This is a genomic window from Streptomyces sp. NPDC050617 (genome assembly GCF_040654795.1).
Lineage (GTDB): Bacteria > Actinomycetota > Actinomycetes > Streptomycetales > Streptomycetaceae > Streptomyces.
The window spans coordinates 1-18,888 of record NZ_JBFAIS010000030.1; the positions used below are offsets into that span (position 1 = coordinate 1).

The window sequence follows — 18,888 nt, forward strand, 5'->3', positions numbered from 1 at the left end:
TCCGTTGTGTGGTGAAGCCTAGACACCTCCACCACACCGGAGGTCTTCGCCATGATCAAGCCCAGCCGGTGTCAACAACGCTCGTGATCAATACATGCGATGGCTACGAGGAGGTCGCTCACCGCTGCCAGTGCGGGCTGGGCGGCGTGTAGCAGGTGCTGGGTGACGGCGCTGACTTCGGCGGGTGTCCGGGCGGCGGCGAGCGCGGCGCGGCACGGGGCCGTGTCCGACGCAGGGAGGGGTTCGGTGGGCAGGGCGTGCTCGGCGAGAAACGGGGCGGCGTCGCGGCGGGCCCGGCGCAGCAGGTCGTCGCGGGTGGCGATGCCGAAGTGCGCGGCGGCGATCTGTTCGGAGGTCCGGTCGGCGTTGTCGTACTGCTCGAAGTCGGGGTGCTGCATGTGTGGTTCCTGGACGGTGGTGCTCGGGCTGGTCGACGCGGTGCCGGGCGGGACAGCTGTGGGCGAGCAGGGCGGAGGGGCCCGTGGTGCCGCAATGGCGGCGGCGTCCGAGCAGACGAGCGGGGGGGGGGCGGGGCGGGGCCGAACCGCGCTCGGGGCAGTGCGCTTGCAGACGGGGCGTGACTGTTGCTGAAGACAGCGTGTGCGTGGGTCGCTTGCCCCGGATACTGGGGTATGGCCTTCGTTGTCTTCATGACCTTGCCCGGACTGGTCATCTTGTTGACTGTTGTCGCCTTCGCCGACCAACTGCTGCTGCGCGTAGGGCGAGCTGGACTGCTCCCATGGCGCAACAGCGTCAGACAGGGGCAGATATCGGCTACCGGTTTCGAGCAGCTTCATGCGAGCTTCTCACCAGGTAAGCAAAGCGAGCTGAAGGAACGGCAGTCGGCGCTCATCCTGCGGGACGACGAGGAGGACGGAGCACCGCCGAACAGGACCCTGGTGGACCTGGAGGCAGGAACAGCGGTCATCCGCATGCCTCACGCCGGCCGGTAGCGCAAGCCGGACGTCCGTCCCGGGCGGCCCTGGCGCCAGTGAGCAGACAGGACCCGACCCGCGGCCGGGAGGAGTACGCCGGCGTGCCGCGAGGCGGCTAGCGGTGGCGGGCGGCCGTGGACGTGCCGCTGGGCGCGGGGATGGCTGGACGTGTCGTCGTGATGGAGGGTGAAGCGGTGTCCGGTGCGGCGTGGCGGAGGTTCACGCCGATGCCCCGGGCGGCGAGCTTGCGGGCCACGGCGTGGATGCGCCGGGCGCGGCCGTCCTCGCCGTACGCGGCGGGCAGGAGGAACGCGGCCTGGTGAGGGTGGTACTGGAAGCCGTGGGCGTACAGGGCCGTGCGGGCATCGGGGGGCACGCTCGCGTACGGCGCCCCGAGGGCTCCGTCGCCGTAGTAGGTCAGGGTCAGGACCTGGGCGACCTGCGGCGGGGCGGACCGGTGCGGGGGCTCGGGCTGCTCGGCCGCATGGTGGAGCACCTCGTTGAGGGCCTGCTGGTAGCGGGGCAGGAGTCGGCGGGTGATGTGGGCGGCGGCGCGTGCGGGGTCGTCGGGGACGGCGATGCCGTCCGGTTCCGCGACGCCCTCGAAGTGGTGCGGTCTGATGCCGTCACCGTCGGGGTGGAGGGGGGCGACGACGAACTGGTGGGGGTACCGGGGGCGGTCGGTGACGTAGAGCCGCTGGTGTTCGGGGCCGTGGAGGACGGCGTCGTGGGTGAGGACGTACGTGCTGACGACGTGGTCGACGAGGCCGGCATCCCAGAGCTGCCCGGCTTGGGGGAACTGGTCCCGGTACGCGGCGTGGCGCTGGTAGGTGCTGGTCCAGGGGCCGGGCAGGCGGGCGGCCAGGCCGGCGGCGAAGGCGGACAGGTCGGTGCGGGGCGAAGGCATGGGCTCCCGGAGGGACGGCGCGGGGGCGGCGGGGTCAGCGTGCCCGCGGGCGGGTTGGAGGAAGAACCGGCCGGGACGGAGGCGACGTGGGGGCCGGGTTGGCTGCTGACCGGTGTGGCGGCGGGGGCGCGGTGGTGAGGGCGCGCATCCGGTCCTTGGCCCCGTGCAGCACCTCGGTGAGGGTGCGGAGTTCGGCGGCGGTGTCGGCGAGGTCGTACGACAGGTCGAATCCGTTGTCCTCCTCGTCCTCCTGGGCCTTCTAGCCGCGCTCCCCGCGTTCGGGAGGTCGATGGCGGTGACCGACAACGGTCACGCCCGTTAGCCGGACATGACGATTTTTAACCTTCCTGTCGAATCCGCCGATCCAGCTCCGCGCCAGCCATGGGAGGGCGAGGCGAAGGCTCTGGCCGAAGCCGCGGCGGCCTGGCTCCGGGCCCTGCCCGCTCCCGAGTTCGACCGGTGGATTGTCGGCCCCCTCGCCGACGCCGTCGAGGCGGCGATGACGGACCTCGAACCCGGTGACCGCGACGACGTGGACCGGGGCCAAGAGCGGCGTCGGCGACAGCACCATGGTGACGCTTGCCGGTCTCCCGTACGCGGTGCCCGAGGCAGCGCACTGGTTCACCCTCGACCAGCAGGTCCGCCTCCTGGCCGTGGTCGCCGCCGTCTCCGGCATCCCGCGGCTGCTTGCCAACGACCCCCGCACCGTGATCGAAGATGGTGAGCTGGGGTGGATGTGTGCCATCCTCGACCACGCCACCCGCAACTGACACCCGCCCGCTCCGCCCGCGAGCGCGCCAGCAACCGTTCAGCTTGCGGTGCCGCGCCCTCAGCTCGCCCGGTCCATCGCGGCCCGCAGCAGCGCCACGGTCTCCGCAGCGGCCCGGCGCCGTCTTCCTCGCCGGCGTCCGGCCGACCCGGCCTCCAGCGCCTGTGGTGCGTGGCGCTGAGTGTGGACGAGGGGTGGTGACGGGCGATCAGGTCCGTGCCCTCTTGCTGGAAGTGAAATAGATCATGGAGATTTCAGGGTAGGCGGGGGCAACCATTCGTGTTCGTCCCATTTGGTCCGGTGGTTCGCCGTTGGTCGTGGGCTGGCTGGGCGGAGATTTCGCTTTCTTCGGTCTTTATCTTGGCCATATGATCCCCGGCATGGCTGCTGCGTGATCCTGATTCGGCGCGACGGCCTTCACCTGCCCTCCGTCTGAGAAAAAGGATCAAGTGAAGCTTCGCCGCGCTCCTGCGGTGGCTGTCGTTGTGGTCAGCCCCGCCGCACCGCTCTCCGTCGCTCGGTCCTTAGCCGATGCCAGACATGCGCCCCACAAGTTGAATCAGCCGAAGGCCTGCGCCGAGCTGAAGAAATCGACCGCTGACGTGGTTGCTGCCGTGGGGGTTGGGCTGAAGAAGTTGAAGTCAGCATTAGATGTCCTGCGCTTGGACAGGCACTCGCTCAGTACTACAGGCCTCGCCCAGCACAAGGCGGCCAAGGATGAGGGGCTGGGAGGTCAGGGCGCGGAAGACGGTCAGGGGGGGGCTGTGGCCGACGCTCAGAAGGCCACCGATGTCAAGGCGGCCGAGTAGGGCACGGCCCGGAAGATGTCGAAAGACGCCCAGATGAAGAGGGGACAATCGTGCCCCTTGGCCCAGGATTCCCTAGGGAGAACTCTCACAGCCAAGGAAGCGGCCGTCATGGTGTTCACGGCCCCGACCGCTGCGTGAGGGGCACGGCCTCGGCTTTCCTCGCGAACGATCTGTCGTCCGAGGCCGCCGCTGGGGCCATGATCAACTTCTCTTTCGGGGCGACCAATGCCGCCGATCAGCGGTACCCGTACGTCTTTGGCCTGACGCGACACTAGGACTTCAAGGTCGTGCCCCGGCGGTCCGACAAGGTCGACGCCACCGACCGGTCGGCCGGCCCCGAGGCCGAGCATCGCGGAAGGCGGCACCACCAGGCGGGTGGACGTCTACGCCAAGCAAGTGACAGCCCCCCGTGAACGGCAGCCTTGCCACGGCTGGTCCCCCTCTGCCCTTCTCCAGTTCGTCCTTGGGGTCGCTACCTTCAGGCGGCATGTGAGGACGAGTCCGGCCAGCACATCGGTCTCGAGCTGCTCCTCTTCCTGAACTGACGTGAGTGCCTGGCACTCGCGCGGATTCCGTACGACCGCGATTACTCACGCTGGCGGTAAGCGGCGCCCGGTGCCCGCGAGGGCGGGCCGCTGTCCAGGATGTCACCGCTCCTCGGACGGCTGCGGACAGGGGTGGGCACCGGCTACAGAGCCGGGTGATCGACGCCGCCTGCGGTGCTGACAGGAAAGACGCTCCGCTCCGACTGCCTCCCAGCCGCGTGCGCACCGCTTTTGGGCGAAGCGGGGCTTCCGCAGCCATGAGCAACCGCTGCCGTGATGTGTCGATAAAGCCACTGCACACATGAGGCCACCCCTACCGGGGGCCTATTCGAAACAGTAGAAGGGATTGCTGAAATCAGAATGCGCAACAGACACACAGCCTCCGCACGTACGCGGAGCGCCTTTACGCGCGGTATCACGACCGCCACTGCTCTGATCGCGGTCACCGGCGTAGCCGTACCGGCCACTGCGATCGCCGCGCCGTCGGGTGCGAAGGTCACCTTGGCCGGCATCGGTACCAGTGACGAGCAGCGGGTCGATGCGGCGTCGGTGGTCCATCTGGATCCGAGCCCGGATGTGCTGCTGCTCAGCGACCGGGACTTCATCTTCGCCTTGTGGGAGAAAGCCCGGGACGCCGGCGAACGTCTCGAGGCGGTACGCATAGCCGCCGAGGAGGCCATGGGCAGCACCTCTGCCGACGATCATGTGCGGTTCATCGCCACCGGCATCCATGAGGCGTACGCGGTCGACAAGCAGCGGGAGCAGGACCGGGCCGACGCCGAGCGCGCGGCCCGGCAGGCCAAGGCCCAGGCATTGATCGCGGTAGGCATCCCGGTCACCCCGGATCTGCTGGCCCTCAACGACGACAACTTCATCCGCAAGGTCATGAAGCACCCGGATGTGGGGCCCGAGGTGCAGGCCGCGGCCGCGCGCGCTTTGACGGGAAGTCCAGCCGACTGGCGGGAGTTCATCGCCAACGGAGCCCGCGAGGCGCATGACCGCGATGTAGCCAAGGAACTCAAGGAGCTCGAGGAGAAGAACCGCGAGGAGGCCCAACGCCGCAAGGAACTGGCCGCCCGCAAGAACGTCGCCGCGCTGTTCGCCATCACCCCCAGCGAGGCCATGCTCAGCCTCGGCGACGACAACTTCATCCGCGAACTGATCCGCAGCGTCCCAGCGGAGGCCCGGGACACCGACCTGTACGCGGCGGCCCAGGCGGCGCTGAACAGCTCCGCTCCGGCGGACTGGCAGGAGTTCATTCACACCGGAGCCGAACAGGCCTACAAGCGTGACGACGAGGCCCGTCGTAAGAAGGTCGCCGACGCCAATCGCCGGCGCGCTCTGGAGATCCAGGCCGGGGCCGAGAAGACCGGGATGCACCCCGGTCTGGTCACCGCGGCGCAGAAGGCGTTGGCCGGCAGCGACGAGGACGTTGCCCGCTTCCTTCGGGAGGACAGCCAGGAGCGGGCGAAGCGGCAGTCCTTCCAGCCCAGCGGCGGCAAGCAGGCCGGCTGGTACATCCGCCAGTCCAGCGCGGACGGGGGAGCTGCCTTCCTCGCTCCCGTCGATGCCGAGGGCCAGCAGCCCGACCGCGAGGACGCCACCTGGGTCGTCGTGCCCTCGCTCGCCATGCAGCCCGGCTGTTACTCCTTCGAGTCGGTCCGCAAGCCCGGCTACTACCTGATGCAGAAGGACCTCCGGGTGCGGATCTCCGCGAACGACCGCAGCGCGGTCTTCGCCAAGGACGCCACTTGGTGCGCCCGCAAGGGCCTAGCCGGTTCCGGCACGTCCTTCGAGTCGGCGAGTCAGCCGGGCCGCTGGCTGCGCCAGTTCCAGGGCGACCTCTGGGCGGCGGACAAGAGCGGCAAGCACCGCTACGAAACCAGTAAGGACTTCGCCCAGGACGCCACCTGGAAGATCGCCGCCCCGCTCGCGAACTGACCCTCACCCGCCGAGTCCCTCCTTCAAGAAGAACGGAACACCCGATGTCTCGGACCATCCGAGCCGCGCTGGCCACGGCCGTCAGCGCCGCCGCACTGGCCGGCGGTGCGATCCCCGCACACGCCGAGGAGGCCATCACCCGTACTGCGACGGCCACGTCATCTGTCGTGCAGTTGCAGGCGGCGCACAGCGGCAAGTGCCTCACTCTCGCGCAGGGCAGCCTCAGCAACGGCGCGAACGCGGTGCAGTCCACGTGCGTCGGTGGCCTCGCCAATCAGCTCTTCGAGCTTGTCCCCACCGAGTCAGCGGCGTTCGAGGTGCGGGCCAAACACAGCGGCAAGTGCCTCGAAGTGGAGAACGGCGGCACGAAAGCCGGTTCGAACGTCCAGCAGTGGTGGTGCACCGACGGACCACAGCAGCGCTGGAAGGTGATCATGGTCGAGATCGCCGAAGGGCTGTACGAGCTGCGCCCTACGCACGCCCTGGACCGTTGCCTGGACATCAGCAACGCGAGCTTGGAAGACGGCGCAAACGCACAGTCGTGGTACTGCAACGGTTCCCTCGCCCAACGGTGGCGGATTCTGCCGGCCAAGCCCTGACCTCCCGGAAATCCCGCTGAGCCGTGCCCCGCGCCTCGGCGGGCTCTGTACCACCAGGCATACCGCGGTGCCCAACCGTCGGGGCACCACTTGTCCCATCGAAAAGAAATGGATCCCACGATGTCCCGGATCACTCGAGCCGCGCTCGCCATGGCCTCCTGCGTCGCCGCACTGGCCGGCGGCGCGGCCACCGCACACGCGGAGGGAGCCACCTATCTCTCCGCTGTCCCCACCGGGGAACCGGTCGTGCAGCTGCAGGCCGCGCACAGCGGCAAGTGCCTGGAAATCGAACACGGTAAAACCGGAAACGGCATGCCGGCACAGCAGAGAACCTGCGACGGCACGGACCCCGCCCAGCAGTGGCAAACGGTCGCCGTCGCCGGCTCCTCCTTCGAGGTGCTCTCCGTGCCCAGCGGCAAGTGCCTCGAGGTGGAGAACAGCAGCACCAAGGCCGGCGCCAGAGTCCAGCAGTGGACGTGTGTCGCCGGCAAGCAGCAGCGCTGGCAGCTCGTCCTTGTCGACCAGGACAAGGCCTCTTCCAGCTGCGCCCCACCCACACAGAAAACCGCTGCCTGGACATAGCTGGTGCCCAGACAGGCGACGGCGTGCCAGCACAGCAGTGGTACTGCAACCAGACCAATGCCCAGCTGTGGCACATCCAGGTGGTCAAGTGACCTCTCGCGCCCTGCCGCGAGAGCGCGGCAGAAGAATGTGGTGGGGGGGGACAGGCCACAAATGCGGCAACTGCCCTTTGTCAGTGAGAGCACGCTATGAAACGCATATCAGTGAAAGGTTCTGGAGTGAGTCGTCAGAGGTGGGTCACACAGGCACTGGTGGTCAGCCTGCTGGCTGGCGGCGGCAGTCTCGCGGGAGCGGTGCCGGCATTCGCCGAAACCCGCGTGCCAATCACCGTCACAGTCCACCAGCGATCGGAGCGGGGCCCCCTCACGGTGGCTGATGCGGCCGCGGAGGCGCGTGCGTACGTCACCTCACTGGCGAAGTCGCATCTGCCTGCCGAGATACGCGTGTCAGCGTGGAACGTCCTGCGCAATTCCCGTGGGGACGAGGCGATCGCGGAATGGCTGGCACCCGGTGGCGGCTATGACTACGCCAAACAGCGCACACGGGACGCCCGTTCCCGCAACAAGGCGTTCTGCGAACGGGTGGCGCGGACCCACACCATGGCGTTCTCCCCCGAAGTGCACATCGCGGCTGAGCGTGCGCTGAAGGGCACTGCTGCCGACCAGGCCGCGTTCGTCAAGACCGGATACGCCCAAGCCCAACAGCGTGACCGGGAGACCAGGGAAGCCGACACAGCGCACCAGCGCGAAGTCACCGCAAGCGAACGTGACTTCGTGCGCGCCCGCGCTGAGCAGGACCCGGGTGAGCAGGTACGGGTGGCGGCACAGTGGGCTCTGCGGGCCGGCGCCACTGACGCGGACATCGAGGAGTTCTTCGGCTACGGCTGGACGAATGGCGCGGTCTTGGACCTGGAGGCTCATCAGACGCGGATGGCTGACGCGGAGACGCGACGGCACCACACACTGTCCCGCCTGATCGAGGAAGCCACGGCGGCCGAAGAAGCTGTCCGGGGCGCGGCCGACGCGGCGAAGGCCAGGGCCGAGGCCGAACGTGCCTGGAAGTCCGTGGCCGAGCACGCCGACGCCGCTCAGAAGGCGTGGCTGGCGGAACAGGCTGCCGCCACTGCTCAGGCGGAGCACTGGAAGAACATCGCCAAGGTATCCCAGGAGACCGCGGACGAGCTCTGGAAGAACATCACCGAGCCGGCCGAGGCCAATCAGGAAACGTGGGCCCAGGAGCAGGCGGAGGCGGCCGCAACGGCGAAGTTCTGGAAAGACATCTTCGACCGGGCCCGGGAGAGTGAGAACCGCGTCAAGGGCTGAGCGGCCCCGCACACGCGGTTGGCCTCCGATTGGCGGGCCGACCGAATCCGACCACCCCGCCCAAATGCAGGGCAGGGCGGCTTTTCTGTCCAATTTCAATGAGGAGCTTTCCCATGACGGGTAGATTCCGGCCAAAGGCCGGACTGTTACGTAATGACGTAGTCAGAGCGATGAGAGCGGCCGTGTCCGCGGCCGTCGTTCTAGCGGTTTTCGGCGGCGCGACCGGCGAAGCCGCTGCTGCCGCCGCTACGCGCACTGAGGCGGCCTCGGCTACGCAGGCCCTGGCCACACTGGACCGTCTGGCCGCCACCCTGCCGAAGCCGACTACGCCGACAGCCGCGCCGCAGTCCGAACTGGCAAAGATCAGCGCGGAACGCGATCGGCAACTGGTCGAGGACTACGCGGAGTTCGACGAAGAGGAAGAAGTCCGCGAGGCCGCCAAGAAGGCCCTGGAGAGCGACGATCCCAATGCGATCCGGGAGTTCCTCGAACATGGCGAGGCCGAGGCCCGCCAGCGCGCCAAGGACAAGAACAACGCCGCCGATGTCAAGAACCGCCAGCAGATCGAGGCGTTGCGTGGCACCGGCGGCCCGCACTTCAACCAGGCGGTTGAAGACGCGCTGAAGGGCTCGGCCAGGGACCGCGCCGACTTCCTGGCGTTCGGCGCCGGGATCGCCCGGCAGCGGGACGAGAAGACCGAGCAGAACGCCAAGGAGCGCGCGGAGAAGAACCGCAAGCGCGTGGAGATGCTGGCCGCCTCCGGTGGCCCGGAGGTGAAGAAGGCCGCCCAGGCCGCGCTGGCCACCAACGACGACGCCAAGATCGAGGAGTTCCTGGAGAAGGGCTACCAGGTCGCGGCGCAGAAGGACGCCGACGCCCGGGCGGCCCACGAGAAGGCCGAGAAGGAAGCTCAGGAGGCGGCGGAGAAGCTGCGGGAGCTGGCCCGGCAGGCCGCCCGCGCGGCCGAGGCCCGTACCAAGCTGATCGCCGTCAACGGCGACGCGGTGAAGGCGCTCAAGGAAGCGTCCAACGCCATGTCCCAAGCGGCATCGGCCGCCCGTGAGGCCGACCGTATGCTGTCGGCCGACCGGGCCGGCAAGGCCCTGTCCGACTACGGCCAGGTCAAGGACGAGGTCGCCAGACAGGTCGGATACGCCGTCGAGGCCGCCAAGCGGGCCAAGATCGCAGCCGCGCAGGCCAAGGTGCAGGCCGACGTGCTGGTCGACACCGGACTGCCCTACGGCACCCAGTGGGCTGAGGTCGCCTCCGGCATGGCGGCGGCAGCGGACGCGGCCGCCAAGGCCAGCGAGACCGCCCAGCACGCCGTTGACGCCACCGCGGCCGACGCCGCCGGGCTGAACTCCAAGAACCAGGCGGAACTGCACGAGCAGCAGGCCGAGAAGTGGCGGGCCAACGCCCAGGAGCACGCCAAGGCCGCAGCGCAACTCGCCAAAGCCGCCGACAAGCAGGCCCAGACCGCCGCGAGCGCGGCCGCCCGGACCAAGCAGGCACGCATCGCGGCCGAGGAGGCCGAGAAAGAAGCCTGGGCCCACGCCAAGAAGGCCCAGGAAGCCAGGAGCGAGGCCCAGCGACAGGCGAAGATAGCCGCCGAACAGCGCACCATCGCCGAACGCGAGCGCAACCTGGCCGCCCAGGCACGGGAACGGGCCGAGCACGAGCGCGACAACGCCGCCGCGGCACGGGCGCGTGCGGAGGCCGAAGCCCGTACGGCAACGGCGGCACGGGCAGAGGCCCAGGCCGCAGGAGCCACCGCAGCCAAGGCACGCGCGGACGCCGCAGAGAAGGAAGGCATCGCCGCCAAGGCCGACGACCGGGCCCGCGGCGAGGAGAGCAACGCCCGCGACGCCAGGGACAAAGCTTTCAAGGCCGAGCAGAACCACCAAGCTCAGGAGGCACGGGCCAAAGCTCTCGAGGCGATGGCGGCCTCGGGCAAGGGCACCGCAGCAGCCGCTCAGGCCAAGGCCGTGGCGGAGGGGGCGCGAGCGGACGCCGACACCGCCGGTGCGGCGGCCGGCCAGGCCCAGAACGCCGCCGACAGGTCCAGCGGCGCGGCGATCCAGGCGCGCTCCGCGGCCACCGAGGCAGCGGGTGCGGCAGCTCGGGCACGGGCCGCAGCGGCGGAAGCCACCGCACATGCTGCACGGGCCAACGCCGCCGCCAACAAGGCCGAAGCCGCCGCCGCCAACGCCAACGCGGCAGCGAACAAGACCGAGGCCGAAGCCGCAGCCACCCACGCCGCAGCCCTGCGGGCCAACGCCAACGCCACCGAAGCCACCGCTCAGGAAGCCCGCGCCGGCGTCGCCGCGCATGAGGCCGCACGCCTGGCCGGGCTGGCCGCGACCGAGGCCAACAACGCCCTGCAGGCGGCCAACCGCACCAAGGACGAGGCCGAAGGCGCGGTCCGCGAAGCCGCCATGGCCCGGCTCCAGGCCACCATCGCGCTCCAGGCCTCTGCGGCAGCTCGCAGCACCGCAGCCGGCATCGCCGACCCCGCCAACACCGCCATCGCCCTGACGGCCCCCTTCTCCGGCAAGGACGTCGACGCAGACTTCGCCGCCGAAGTGGCCCAGGCCGCCCAGGAGATGGGCCAGGAACAGGTCGACTCGGCCGAGGCCAAGGCAGCCGAAGCGGTCAAGGCCGCCGAAGCCGCCGAAGACGCAGCCAAGAAGGCCAACGCCCAGGTAGCACCGGCCTTCCAGGCCGCAGCCGACGCCGCCAGGTCCTCGGCCAACGCAGCACGCTCGGCCGCATCAGCCATGAAGTCCGCCGCCGAAGCAGCAGCCGACGGAGCCAAGGCCAGAGCCGCCGCAGCCCGCGCCAACCAGGCCGACGCCCAGGCCCAGACCGACGCCCAGCTCGCCCGCCAAGCCGCCAGCCAGGCCTACAAGGACGCGACGGCCGCCCGCGACGCCGCCGACCAAGCCGAAGCCGAAGCAGCACGCGCCCGCGGCGCAGCGGCCGAAGCCGACCAGCACGCCTCCGCCGCCAACAGCGCCGCCGACCTCGCCGAACACGAAGCCACCGTCGCCCAGGGCGCCGCAACCCAGGCACAGAAGGACGCCACCGACGCCGGCAAGCTCGCCGAATCCGCCGAAACACACGCCAAGTCGGCGGAAGAAGCAGCAAAAAACGCCAACAAATACGCCCACGAAGCCGACGAGGCAGCCGAAAAGGCCGAGACGTACGAGCGGGAACAGGAACGCAAGCGTCGCGAAGCAGCTGCCAAACAGGACGGCAAGAGCGGCGCTTCTGCGTTGACTCGACTGGACGAGTGGGTGCTCAAAACGAAAGGCTCATCACCCGAAGAGTACGCGGATGCACTCAAGGCGGACAAGACTATCGCTGAATTCCTGATGGAAAACGGCGGCGAGATCCTTGAGGAGCTCATCGGACTTGAAGACATCAAGAAGTGTTTCACCGAGGGTAATGTTGAAAGCTGCTTCTGGACGGCTATCGGAGCTCTTCCGTGGGGTAAAGCCCTTACTGTCATCAAGAAGCTTCCCGAGCTCTCCAAGACCGTCGCTCGTATTGTTGGCGGAATGGGGAAGTTTCTCGATGAATCTGCTATAGCGAAGAAAGTGATAGATAGAGGGCGAAAAACCCTTGAAGATTTCTATAGGGCTCCTCAGTGCTCGGTAAAAAAAGCATGGTCAATAGCGTCACGACGGCAGTGTCGACGCTCCTGGACGATGGCCCGCGTAGGCCGATCCAGGAAGTACGCATAGGACAGCAGGTTCTGGCTGCTGACGCGGGGGCTGGAAAGACCAAGGCGCGAGCGATCGCTAACGTAAGTTGTCCGTGGACCTCGATGCGCAAGTATGATGGCGAGGGTCATCCGGTGGATGGAACCCGCATACTCAAGAACGATGCGCTCGATTCGGCGGAGAAGTGGCTTGGTTCTGGATATACGGAGCCTGTGCCGGGGAGTGGGCGATACGTTTCGAGGGACGGTACACGTGTTGCAAGGCTGGGCGAATCGGATATCACTGGGCAACACGGTGGCGGCCCGCACATGAATTTCGAGCGCCTAGCCCCCAATCCGAAGAAGCCTGGAAAGATGATGGTCGTTGAGAATCGGCACATCTATCTGGAGTAGGGTAATTCTAGTTGCTCTGCTGTCCGAGGGAGTGGATTGCCGGGGCGGCATGCAGCGGTCAGTCAGTTAGGAGAACGCCATGGAGCAAGTAGTTGTTATTCCCGACTATCGACCTGATGACGGGTTGCGATTCTCGTGGGATGAAGGGTTTGAGATCGCGGTCTCCGCGGATCGATCGGAAGTTCTCATCAAAGCCAACCGGGCGGGACTAACGTCACTGGCGCGTCATCTTCTTACACTAGCGCAGGAGGGTGTAAGTGGTGGGATGCATATCCACCTCACTGCTGACCAAGAAATCGATTCCGAAAATGATCTGATTCTGGAGCGGATGGAGGAGTAAGTCCTCTTTGGATCGCGTTCTTTTCGGCTATCGCGGACGGTGCTGATGCGCTCGGTGGGCTTCGTGCAGGGATGCCTGGCCGACCATAGAGCAGCGGGCTGGACAGGATCACCCTGTCCAGCCCGCTGCTCGTTTCCATCTGCGCCAGTATTACCGGCTGTGCGTTCTCATTGGAGTTGTGGTGAGAGCGCCCTTCTGACCTGGGGAGGTGTAGAAGGCTGAGACTTCCTCGGGCCGGGTTCTTCTGCATGAAACCGCGTTTGGCCTGCAGAGCTGCAACTACCGGTGGTCCGTTAAATGCGGTGGTAGAGATCAAGGGGTCTGCTGGTGGTGACCGCGTCGAGGAGGGCTTGAAGCTCGGACGGCGGGTCTTTGTCGGTCCAGGCCCGCCACCAGCGGGTCATGGTGGTCGCAGGGGTGAGCCAGGTGCGGACTGCTCGTGAGGCCCTGGGCCAGCAGGGCGGTTGGGGCTGGTGGGGCGTGGTGGGGCCCCCTCTCTGCGCCTTCGTCGGGGCGGGGCTCGGGCGCGGTGACGTCCAGCGGTCCGGGCGGGGCGAACCACTGGTCCCAGCAGAAGGAGAAGGCACAGTTGAGCAGGGTCTGGTGCCGGTGGATGGCCCTCGCCGAGCGGACCTGGAAGTCGGCCCAGCCGAGCTCAACCTTGATCTGCTTGTAGCTCTGCTCGATCCACGGCCGCGGCCCGTAGAGCCGGACGACCTCGGCGAGGTCGGCCGGCGGGTGCGTACTGGTGGTGGCGTGCGGGGCGTCGGGACGGGGCAGGTTGGTGGCCAGGTACCAGGTGGCCTTCTCCGGCAGGAGGCCCGGGTCGGTGGTGGCCACGACCAGGCGGCACGCGCTGTCGGGGCCGTAGCCGCCCAGGCGCGCGTCGACGGCCCACCAGGTCTCAGTGTGCCGTTCGCGAAAGCGCCGTTCGACCGGCGTCCAGTCGCCTGGATGGTCAGGGTCGGTCCCGGTCAGGGCGCGGGCGGCGTCGATCGGGGTGTGTGGCTCGTCGGCGTGGGCCCAGGTGCCCCGGTGCGGCTTGAGCGCCACCATATAGGGAAGTCCGGCCTCGCGCAGTGCCAGATACCAGTCGTCGCTGACCGAGTATGCGCAGTCGGCGACCACGGCCCGGCAGGCGAAGCCCGCCTGTTTGCCTTGGCCGGCGAGGGCTGCTGAGATCTGTGGTCTGGTGCGGAAGCCGGGGTCGGCTCGACCACGTGCGAAGTGGTGGGCGGGCGTGTACGGCTGCGCGTGCAGCGGGCAGTACACGCCTCCGTCGGGTCACACCGTGGTGACCGTGACGATGCCGTTGTCGGTCTTGCCCAGCCGGCCCAGCCGCTGGCGGCCGACATGCGCGGTCGCCGTGCCGTCCTTGCGGTCCCCGGAGTCGTCGATGACCAGCACCCCCTGATCGTGCGGGGCGGTAGCCGGATCGGCGCGGATCAACTCTAGGCGCCGGTCGTTCACCTTCACGTCGTCCCAGGTGGACTCCGACAGGAAGAACTGCAGGCGCTGCACGGCTGCGTCCTTCGAACCGGTCACCGGCGCGGCGCCGGCCAGGCAGGTCAGCGTCTTGTTGCGGTCGCGGGGCGCCAGCAGAGCAGTCAGATACTCGCGCAGACCGCGCCGCTGAGCCAGCGAGACCAACAGGTCATCAAAGCGGGCCGCGTACTCCTCCAGCGGGCCCGGCGCGGGCGGGCAGACACGTCGCTCAGTCATCGCTCCTCCGGGGCAATCCTCCCTTCCCGCTCCACGAGCACCCTGAGCAGACGTCAAGCCCCGCTACCACCGCGTTTAACGGACTACCGGTAGCAGGTCGGTAGCCGGAAAGTCCCCGATCGCGGGCGGGTGATGAGGTACCAGAATGATTGGATAAGGGATTCGCAGATGTCGGCTCGGCGTTTTCGGCGGACGCGGAGTCATCAGAAGTCGTGGAGGCAGCGGGGCACCTCGGCGGGCGACTTGAGCGGCGATGTGCCCTGGCGCGCAGAGCACAGATCGCATCCCCAAGGTGCGCGTGCCGGGCGGCGTGTCCGTCGGCACCGTCGGGCCGAGGGGCCTGGTCGCTACCGTTCCGCCGCGTACAGCTCTTCGATCTCCGCCGCGTACTTGACATGGATCGGGTGCCGCTTGAGCTTCATCGTCGTGGTGAGTTCGTCGCCTCCAGGCAGCCAGTACGAGGGCAGTACAACGAACCGTTTGATCTGTTCGACACGCGACAGGCGCGTGTTGCCCGCGTCGACGCCCGCCCGTACCTCCGCCACGATCCGCTCGTCGATGGCGAGGAGCGCCGGGTCCGGGGCCAGGCCGAACTGCGCCGCACGCGTCGCGGCCGTCGCGGGGTCGAGGGCGATGAGGGCGGCATTGTAGGGACGGGCGTCGCCGACCGCCACCACGCTGCCGATCAGCGGTGACGTGCCGATGATCGCGTTCTCGATGTTGATGGGCGACATGTTCTTGCCGGCCGCGTTGATGATCAGTTCCTTGACGCGGCCGACGATCCGTACGTAGCCGTCGTCGTCCACCGTCACCGCGTCGCCGGTGTGCAGCCACCCGTCCTCGTCGAACAGGGTCGCCGTGCGTTCGGGATCGCCTCGGTAGCATTTCATCCGGAACGGCGTACGGATGAGCAGCTCACCGCCGTCGGACACCTTCGTCTCGACAGTGGGGAAGGGGATTCCGACCGTCGCGATCCGCGCCTGCTCGGGTGGGACGCCCATCGCGAGGCCGCACTCCGACATGCCCCACACCTCGCTCACCGGCACCCCTAGCCGTCGCAGGAACGCCCACGTGTCGGGGACGATCGCGGCCGCGCCCGACAGGGCCCAGCGCATCCGGTCGAGGCCGAGGCGGGTGCGCAGCGTGGCCAGGGCCGGTTCGGTGCCCGCTGCGAAGGCTGCGGCGAGTTGCGGGTCGGCGGCCAGCATGCCCTGGACACGGACGTGGAGCTTCTCCCAGATACGGGGGACGGCGGCGAACGTCGTCGGCCTGATCTCGGCCAGCGCGGGAGCCAGTCGACTCGCGTCGGCGAGGGTGACGACCTCCACGCCGTGCAGCATGGCGAAGTACTGGTTGAGGAACCGGTCGGCAACGTGGGCGGCCGGCAGATACGACAGCGCGATGTCGTCGTTGCGCATCGGAAAGGCGCCGGCGATGTCCTCTGCCATGGCGAGCACGCCGCGGTGGGTGTGTTCGGCGGCTTTGGGCGGGCCGGTAGCGCCGGAGGTGTAGATCAGGCACAGGACGTCGTCCGCGGTGACGGCCCGCCACGTCGCCTCGAAGTCGAAGTCGGGCCGCGGGCTCAGCCGCTCCAAGTCGCCGTCTTCGACGACGAGGATCTGCTTGACCGTCCCGGCGGCCCCCTTCACCAGCTCCGTGAACTGCCGTTCGGTGACGATCACGTGGGCCCCGGCGTGGTTCAGCAGGTGGCCGATCTGCTCCACAGAGCTGGTGTTGTAGACGGAGAACGTGGGGGCGCCCAGATGGGAGGCGGCAGCCTCCGCCAGATGGAACTCGGGACGATTGGTGAGCATCAGGGCCAGGGTGTCGCCGCGCCGCACGCCCAGCGCGGCGAGGCCGCCTGCGATGCGTCGGACGTGCGTGGCGTACGCGCCCCAGGTCAGCGCCGTGTCGATGCCGTACGCGCGCAGCGCCACAGCATCGGGCCGAACGACTGCCGTGCGCTGGAACGCCTCCGGCAGGGTCCGGGGCGCTTCTGCGCCTTGCACGCGGTGCCTCCTTGCCTTCACCTGTGCGGACGGTGACGCCAGCAGAGGCGGTCAGTCGGGCGGGGTGCCGAGCACGAGGCCGTACATCTTTCCGTCGAGACCGCCGGACAGGTCGTACGAGATGAACTTGGCCTTGGTGTACTCGTCGAGCGCGCCAGGACCGCCCTCGCGGCCCAGGCCGCTCTGCTTGACGCCGCCGAACGGGTACTCGGGCGGTGCCAGATGCCAGTCGTTGATCCACACCATCCCGGATTCGAGAGCCTCGGCGACGTCGAAGGCGCGTCGCGCGTTGCTGCTCCACACCCCGGCGGACAGCCCGTACTCGCTGTCGTCGGCGAGGGCGACGGCCTCCTCGTCGGTGTCGTAGGCGAGGACCGCGACGACCGGGCCGAAGACCTCCTCCCGGGCGATCCGCATGTGCGGGTGGACGTCGGTGACGATGTTCAGCGCGCCGGCGGCAGCCCCGCGGCCTCGAACTCGCGGGCCAGTTCGAGCACCATCAGCGGCGCGTGCTCGTCCGGCTTGACGACGACCGTGTTGCCCGCGCCGAGCGCCGGGAAGACCTTCCAGACGGCCAGGGGCAGCGGGATGTTCCACGGCACGATCGCCGCGCAGACCCCGATCGCCTCGCGCCGCACTCGGCCCGAGGCGAGCACCGGGCCGACCAGAGGGCCGCCCTGCTCGAACTCATAGCGGGCCGTCAGATCAGCGAGGTACTGCATGTGCGGCAGCGCCGCGCCGAAGTGCATCGGTTCGGCGAGCCGGATCGTCGCCCCGAGCTCGCGGGCGTCCAGCTCGGCCAGTTCGACGGAGCGTTCGGCGAACCGATCGGCGACCTTGCGCAGCACCGCGGCGCGCTCGGCGGGCGGAGTCAGGTGCCATATGCCGGCCCGGTGGGCCGATGCGGCGGCGGCGACGGCCCGGTCGGCGTGAGCGACGTCGTCGCGGGCGACGGTGGCGACCAATTCCTCGGTGGCCGGGCTGCGGATCTCGAAGTGTTCGTCCGTGTCGACCCATTCCCCGCCGATGAACATGCGGAAGTGTCCGACGGCCGTGCTGCTGTTCGCCGAATGAAGGGCTGTCACCTCGCTTCCCCTGCCCGCTCCTTGGTTGCGACGAGCTTGCGGTAGAGGGGGAAGGCGGGCTTGGCGGCGGGCAGCACCTTGAGGATCTTCGCGATGGGTCCGCGGGCGCGGGCCTCCCCCTTGGCGAGGCCGAGGGCGGCGTTGTACTCGCCGCGCCAGAACCGATTGCCGTTGTCCGCGGTCATGCTCAGATGAATGTCCGCCGGCTGGTCGCTCTGCCCCTCGATGATCTCGACGCCTTCGGCGCGCATTCGCAGGGTGAGGGTGGCGGCCGGGTCGCAATACTCGATGCGCAGGGTCGCGCCGACGGCGCGCTGGCGGGGCCCGGCCTCGGGGTGGTCGGCGGCGAGGCGGAAGGCCCCGCCGATGTATCGGTAGACCTCGGCGGCGTCGGCGAAGTACGGCATGGAGCACCCTTCCGGGAGAGTGGAGGCGGCGGAGGTATGGGGGGCAGTACGCGGCCGGCGTCTCATGCCCGATCCCGCCCTCGCGGCGGGATCCGTCCTTTGCGGGGACGGCGGCCATGGCTCGCTCGGCGAGTGCGGTGATGGTCAGGCTGGGGTTGGTGCCGGGGTTGCAGGGCACGGCAGCGCCGTCGGTGACCAGGAGGTTGTGGTAGCCGAAGGCGCGGTGGCGGCTGTCGATGACGCCGGTGTCGGGGCTGGTTCCGATGACGGCACCGCCCAGGATGTGCGCGGTGAAGGGGACGTTGAACGGATCGATGGCCCAGATCTGCGGAATCGCGCCGTACTTCTCGGCGAGCCGGCGTACGAACGCGTACATGACGCGTACGTCTCGGGCAGGAAGGTGGGGTTGGGGTGGTCGGGGTCGGGCCTGCTGGTCAGCCGCACGCCGCGTCCGAGGAGGCGCCGTCGGGCGACGAACCTGAGCGCGCCGTCCTGCGTCCACATGCCACCGATGAGCATCGAACGCCTTGACCAGCCACGGGGGTTGGCGCAGCGCAGCAGGTCCACAGGGCGACGCAGCATCTCCCTCAGCAGGCCCAGCGGCCGGGGCAGCCGAGTGCCGTCGCCGCTGAGGGGGACGAACAGCAGCCCCATGGAGTCGGCGGCGCCGCCGTAGCCGACCGGTTCGAGATGCATGTCGTCGGTGACCTGCGGGCTGCCGGAGACGGCGACGCCCTTGCTGAGGTCGGCGTTCGGGTCGCGGGCGGTGAGCGCGCAGATCGACTCGGCGTTGGTGCGC

At 68.7% G+C, this 18,888-nt stretch carries 16 protein-coding genes and 2 pseudogenes; 10 read left to right on the plus strand and 8 right to left on the minus strand.

The annotated features are described in order from the left end of the window. Nucleotides 1–71: 71 nt before the first annotated feature. A complete protein-coding gene (locus tag AB0I49_RS30925) occupies nt 72–398 on the minus strand; it encodes a hypothetical protein (protein ID WP_363230445.1) in 327 nt (108 codons plus the stop codon). 234 nt (nt 399–632) lie between these two features. Between AB0I49_RS30925 and AB0I49_RS30930 the strand changes: the two genes are divergently transcribed. Then, entirely contained in the window at nt 633–953 is a 321-nt protein-coding gene (locus AB0I49_RS30930) for a DUF6191 domain-containing protein (protein ID WP_363230446.1), read from the plus strand. A 97-nt stretch (nt 954–1,050) separates the two neighbouring features. Here AB0I49_RS30930 and AB0I49_RS30935 read toward each other — a convergent pair whose 3' ends face one another. Further along, nucleotides 1,051–1,842 (minus strand): hypothetical protein, encoded by a 792-nt coding sequence (locus AB0I49_RS30935; RefSeq protein WP_363230447.1) that lies wholly within the window; start codon nt 1,840–1,842, stop codon nt 1,051–1,053. A gap of 163 nt (nt 1,843–2,005) precedes the next feature. Here AB0I49_RS30935 and AB0I49_RS30940 point away from each other — a divergent pair, with 163 nt between their 5' ends. The 9 genes from AB0I49_RS30940 (at nt 2,006) to AB0I49_RS30980 (ending at nt 12,866) form a co-directional block, all read left to right on the plus strand. Then, entirely contained in the window at nt 2,006–2,164 is a 159-nt protein-coding gene (locus AB0I49_RS30940; RefSeq protein ID WP_363230448.1) for a hypothetical protein, read from the plus strand. Between the two features lie 196 nt (nt 2,165–2,360). Then, complete coding sequence (locus AB0I49_RS30945; RefSeq protein ID WP_363230449.1) at nt 2,361–2,612, plus strand: hypothetical protein; 252 nt, start codon at nt 2,361–2,363, stop codon at nt 2,610–2,612. Nucleotides 2,613–4,466: 1,854 nt separating this feature from the next. Next, nucleotides 4,467–5,906 carry an AbfB domain-containing protein gene (locus AB0I49_RS30950; protein ID WP_363230450.1) on the plus strand — a complete coding sequence of 480 codons (1,440 nt, stop codon included), beginning with the start codon at nt 4,467–4,469 and terminating at the stop codon, nt 5,904–5,906. A gap of 44 nt (nt 5,907–5,950) precedes the next feature. Beyond that, nucleotides 5,951–6,505 carry an RICIN domain-containing protein gene (locus AB0I49_RS30955; RefSeq protein WP_363230451.1) on the plus strand — a complete coding sequence of 185 codons (555 nt, stop codon included), beginning with the start codon at nt 5,951–5,953 and terminating at the stop codon, nt 6,503–6,505. 108 nt (nt 6,506–6,613) lie between these two features. Further along, entirely contained in the window at nt 6,614–7,087 is a 474-nt protein-coding gene (locus AB0I49_RS30960; RefSeq protein WP_363230452.1) for an RICIN domain-containing protein, read from the plus strand. Beyond that, complete coding sequence (locus AB0I49_RS30965) at nt 7,084–7,179, plus strand: hypothetical protein (RefSeq protein ID WP_363230550.1); 96 nt, start codon at nt 7,084–7,086, stop codon at nt 7,177–7,179. The genes AB0I49_RS30960 and AB0I49_RS30965 overlap by 4 nt, the downstream gene beginning before the upstream one ends. A gap of 159 nt (nt 7,180–7,338) precedes the next feature. After that, nucleotides 7,339–8,409, plus strand: a complete 1,071-nt coding sequence (locus AB0I49_RS30970; protein ID WP_363230453.1) for a hypothetical protein — start codon at nt 7,339–7,341, stop codon at nt 8,407–8,409. A 182-nt stretch (nt 8,410–8,591) separates the two neighbouring features. Beyond that, nucleotides 8,592–12,155, plus strand: coding sequence for a hypothetical protein (locus AB0I49_RS30975; protein WP_363230454.1), 3,564 nt, complete (start codon nt 8,592–8,594; stop codon nt 12,153–12,155). Between the two features lie 450 nt (nt 12,156–12,605). Further along, a complete protein-coding gene (locus AB0I49_RS30980; RefSeq protein WP_363230455.1) occupies nt 12,606–12,866 on the plus strand; it encodes a hypothetical protein in 261 nt (86 codons plus the stop codon). A gap of 312 nt (nt 12,867–13,178) precedes the next feature. Here AB0I49_RS30980 and AB0I49_RS30985 read toward each other — a convergent pair. The 6 genes and pseudogenes from AB0I49_RS30985 to AB0I49_RS31010 form a co-directional block, all read right to left on the minus strand. Further along, a pseudogene (locus AB0I49_RS30985) lies at nt 13,179–14,588 on the minus strand (IS701 family transposase). 347 nt (nt 14,589–14,935) lie between these two features. Further along, complete coding sequence (locus AB0I49_RS30990; RefSeq protein ID WP_363230456.1) at nt 14,936–16,597, minus strand: AMP-binding protein; 1,662 nt, start codon at nt 16,595–16,597, stop codon at nt 14,936–14,938. 51 nt (nt 16,598–16,648) lie between these two features. Continuing rightward, the gene (locus tag AB0I49_RS30995; RefSeq protein ID WP_363230457.1) at nt 16,649–17,014 is read right to left on the minus strand and encodes an aldehyde dehydrogenase family protein; all 366 of its coding nucleotides are present in this window, start codon (nt 17,012–17,014) and stop codon (nt 16,649–16,651) included. A gap of 26 nt (nt 17,015–17,040) precedes the next feature. Continuing rightward, nucleotides 17,041–17,682, minus strand: a complete 642-nt coding sequence (locus tag AB0I49_RS31000; protein ID WP_363230551.1) for an aldehyde dehydrogenase family protein — start codon at nt 17,680–17,682, stop codon at nt 17,041–17,043. Then, nucleotides 17,679–18,089 carry a hypothetical protein gene (locus tag AB0I49_RS31005; protein ID WP_363230556.1) on the minus strand — a complete coding sequence of 137 codons (411 nt, stop codon included), beginning with the start codon at nt 18,087–18,089 and terminating at the stop codon, nt 17,679–17,681. Before AB0I49_RS31005 ends, AB0I49_RS31000 begins: the two co-directional genes overlap by 4 nt. 178 nt (nt 18,090–18,267) lie before the next feature. Further along, a pseudogene (locus AB0I49_RS31010) lies at nt 18,268–18,465 on the minus strand (GMC oxidoreductase); the annotation flags it as partial. Nucleotides 18,466–18,888: the final 423 nt, after the last annotated feature.

Excerpts from the sequence above, each read along its gene's own strand:
- AB0I49_RS30925 (WP_363230445.1), bottom strand. The coding sequence starts at position 398 with ATGCAGCACCCCGACTTCGAGCAGTACGACAACGCCGACCGGACCTCC.
- AB0I49_RS30930 (WP_363230446.1), top strand. The coding sequence starts at position 633 with ATGGCCTTCGTTGTCTTCATGACCTTGCCCGGACTGGTCATCTTGTTG.
- AB0I49_RS30935 (WP_363230447.1), bottom strand. The coding sequence starts at position 1,842 with ATGCCTTCGCCCCGCACCGACCTGTCCGCCTTCGCCGCCGGCCTGGCC.
- AB0I49_RS30955 (WP_363230451.1), top strand. The coding sequence starts at position 5,951 with ATGTCTCGGACCATCCGAGCCGCGCTGGCCACGGCCGTCAGCGCCGCC.
- AB0I49_RS30960 (WP_363230452.1), top strand. The coding sequence starts at position 6,614 with ATGGATCCCACGATGTCCCGGATCACTCGAGCCGCGCTCGCCATGGCC.
- AB0I49_RS30980 (WP_363230455.1), top strand. The coding sequence starts at position 12,606 with ATGGAGCAAGTAGTTGTTATTCCCGACTATCGACCTGATGACGGGTTG.
- AB0I49_RS30995 (WP_363230457.1), bottom strand. The coding sequence starts at position 17,014 with ATGCGGATCGCCCGGGAGGAGGTCTTCGGCCCGGTCGTCGCGGTCCTC.
- AB0I49_RS31005 (WP_363230556.1), bottom strand. The coding sequence starts at position 18,089 with ATGCCGTACTTCGCCGACGCCGCCGAGGTCTACCGATACATCGGCGGG.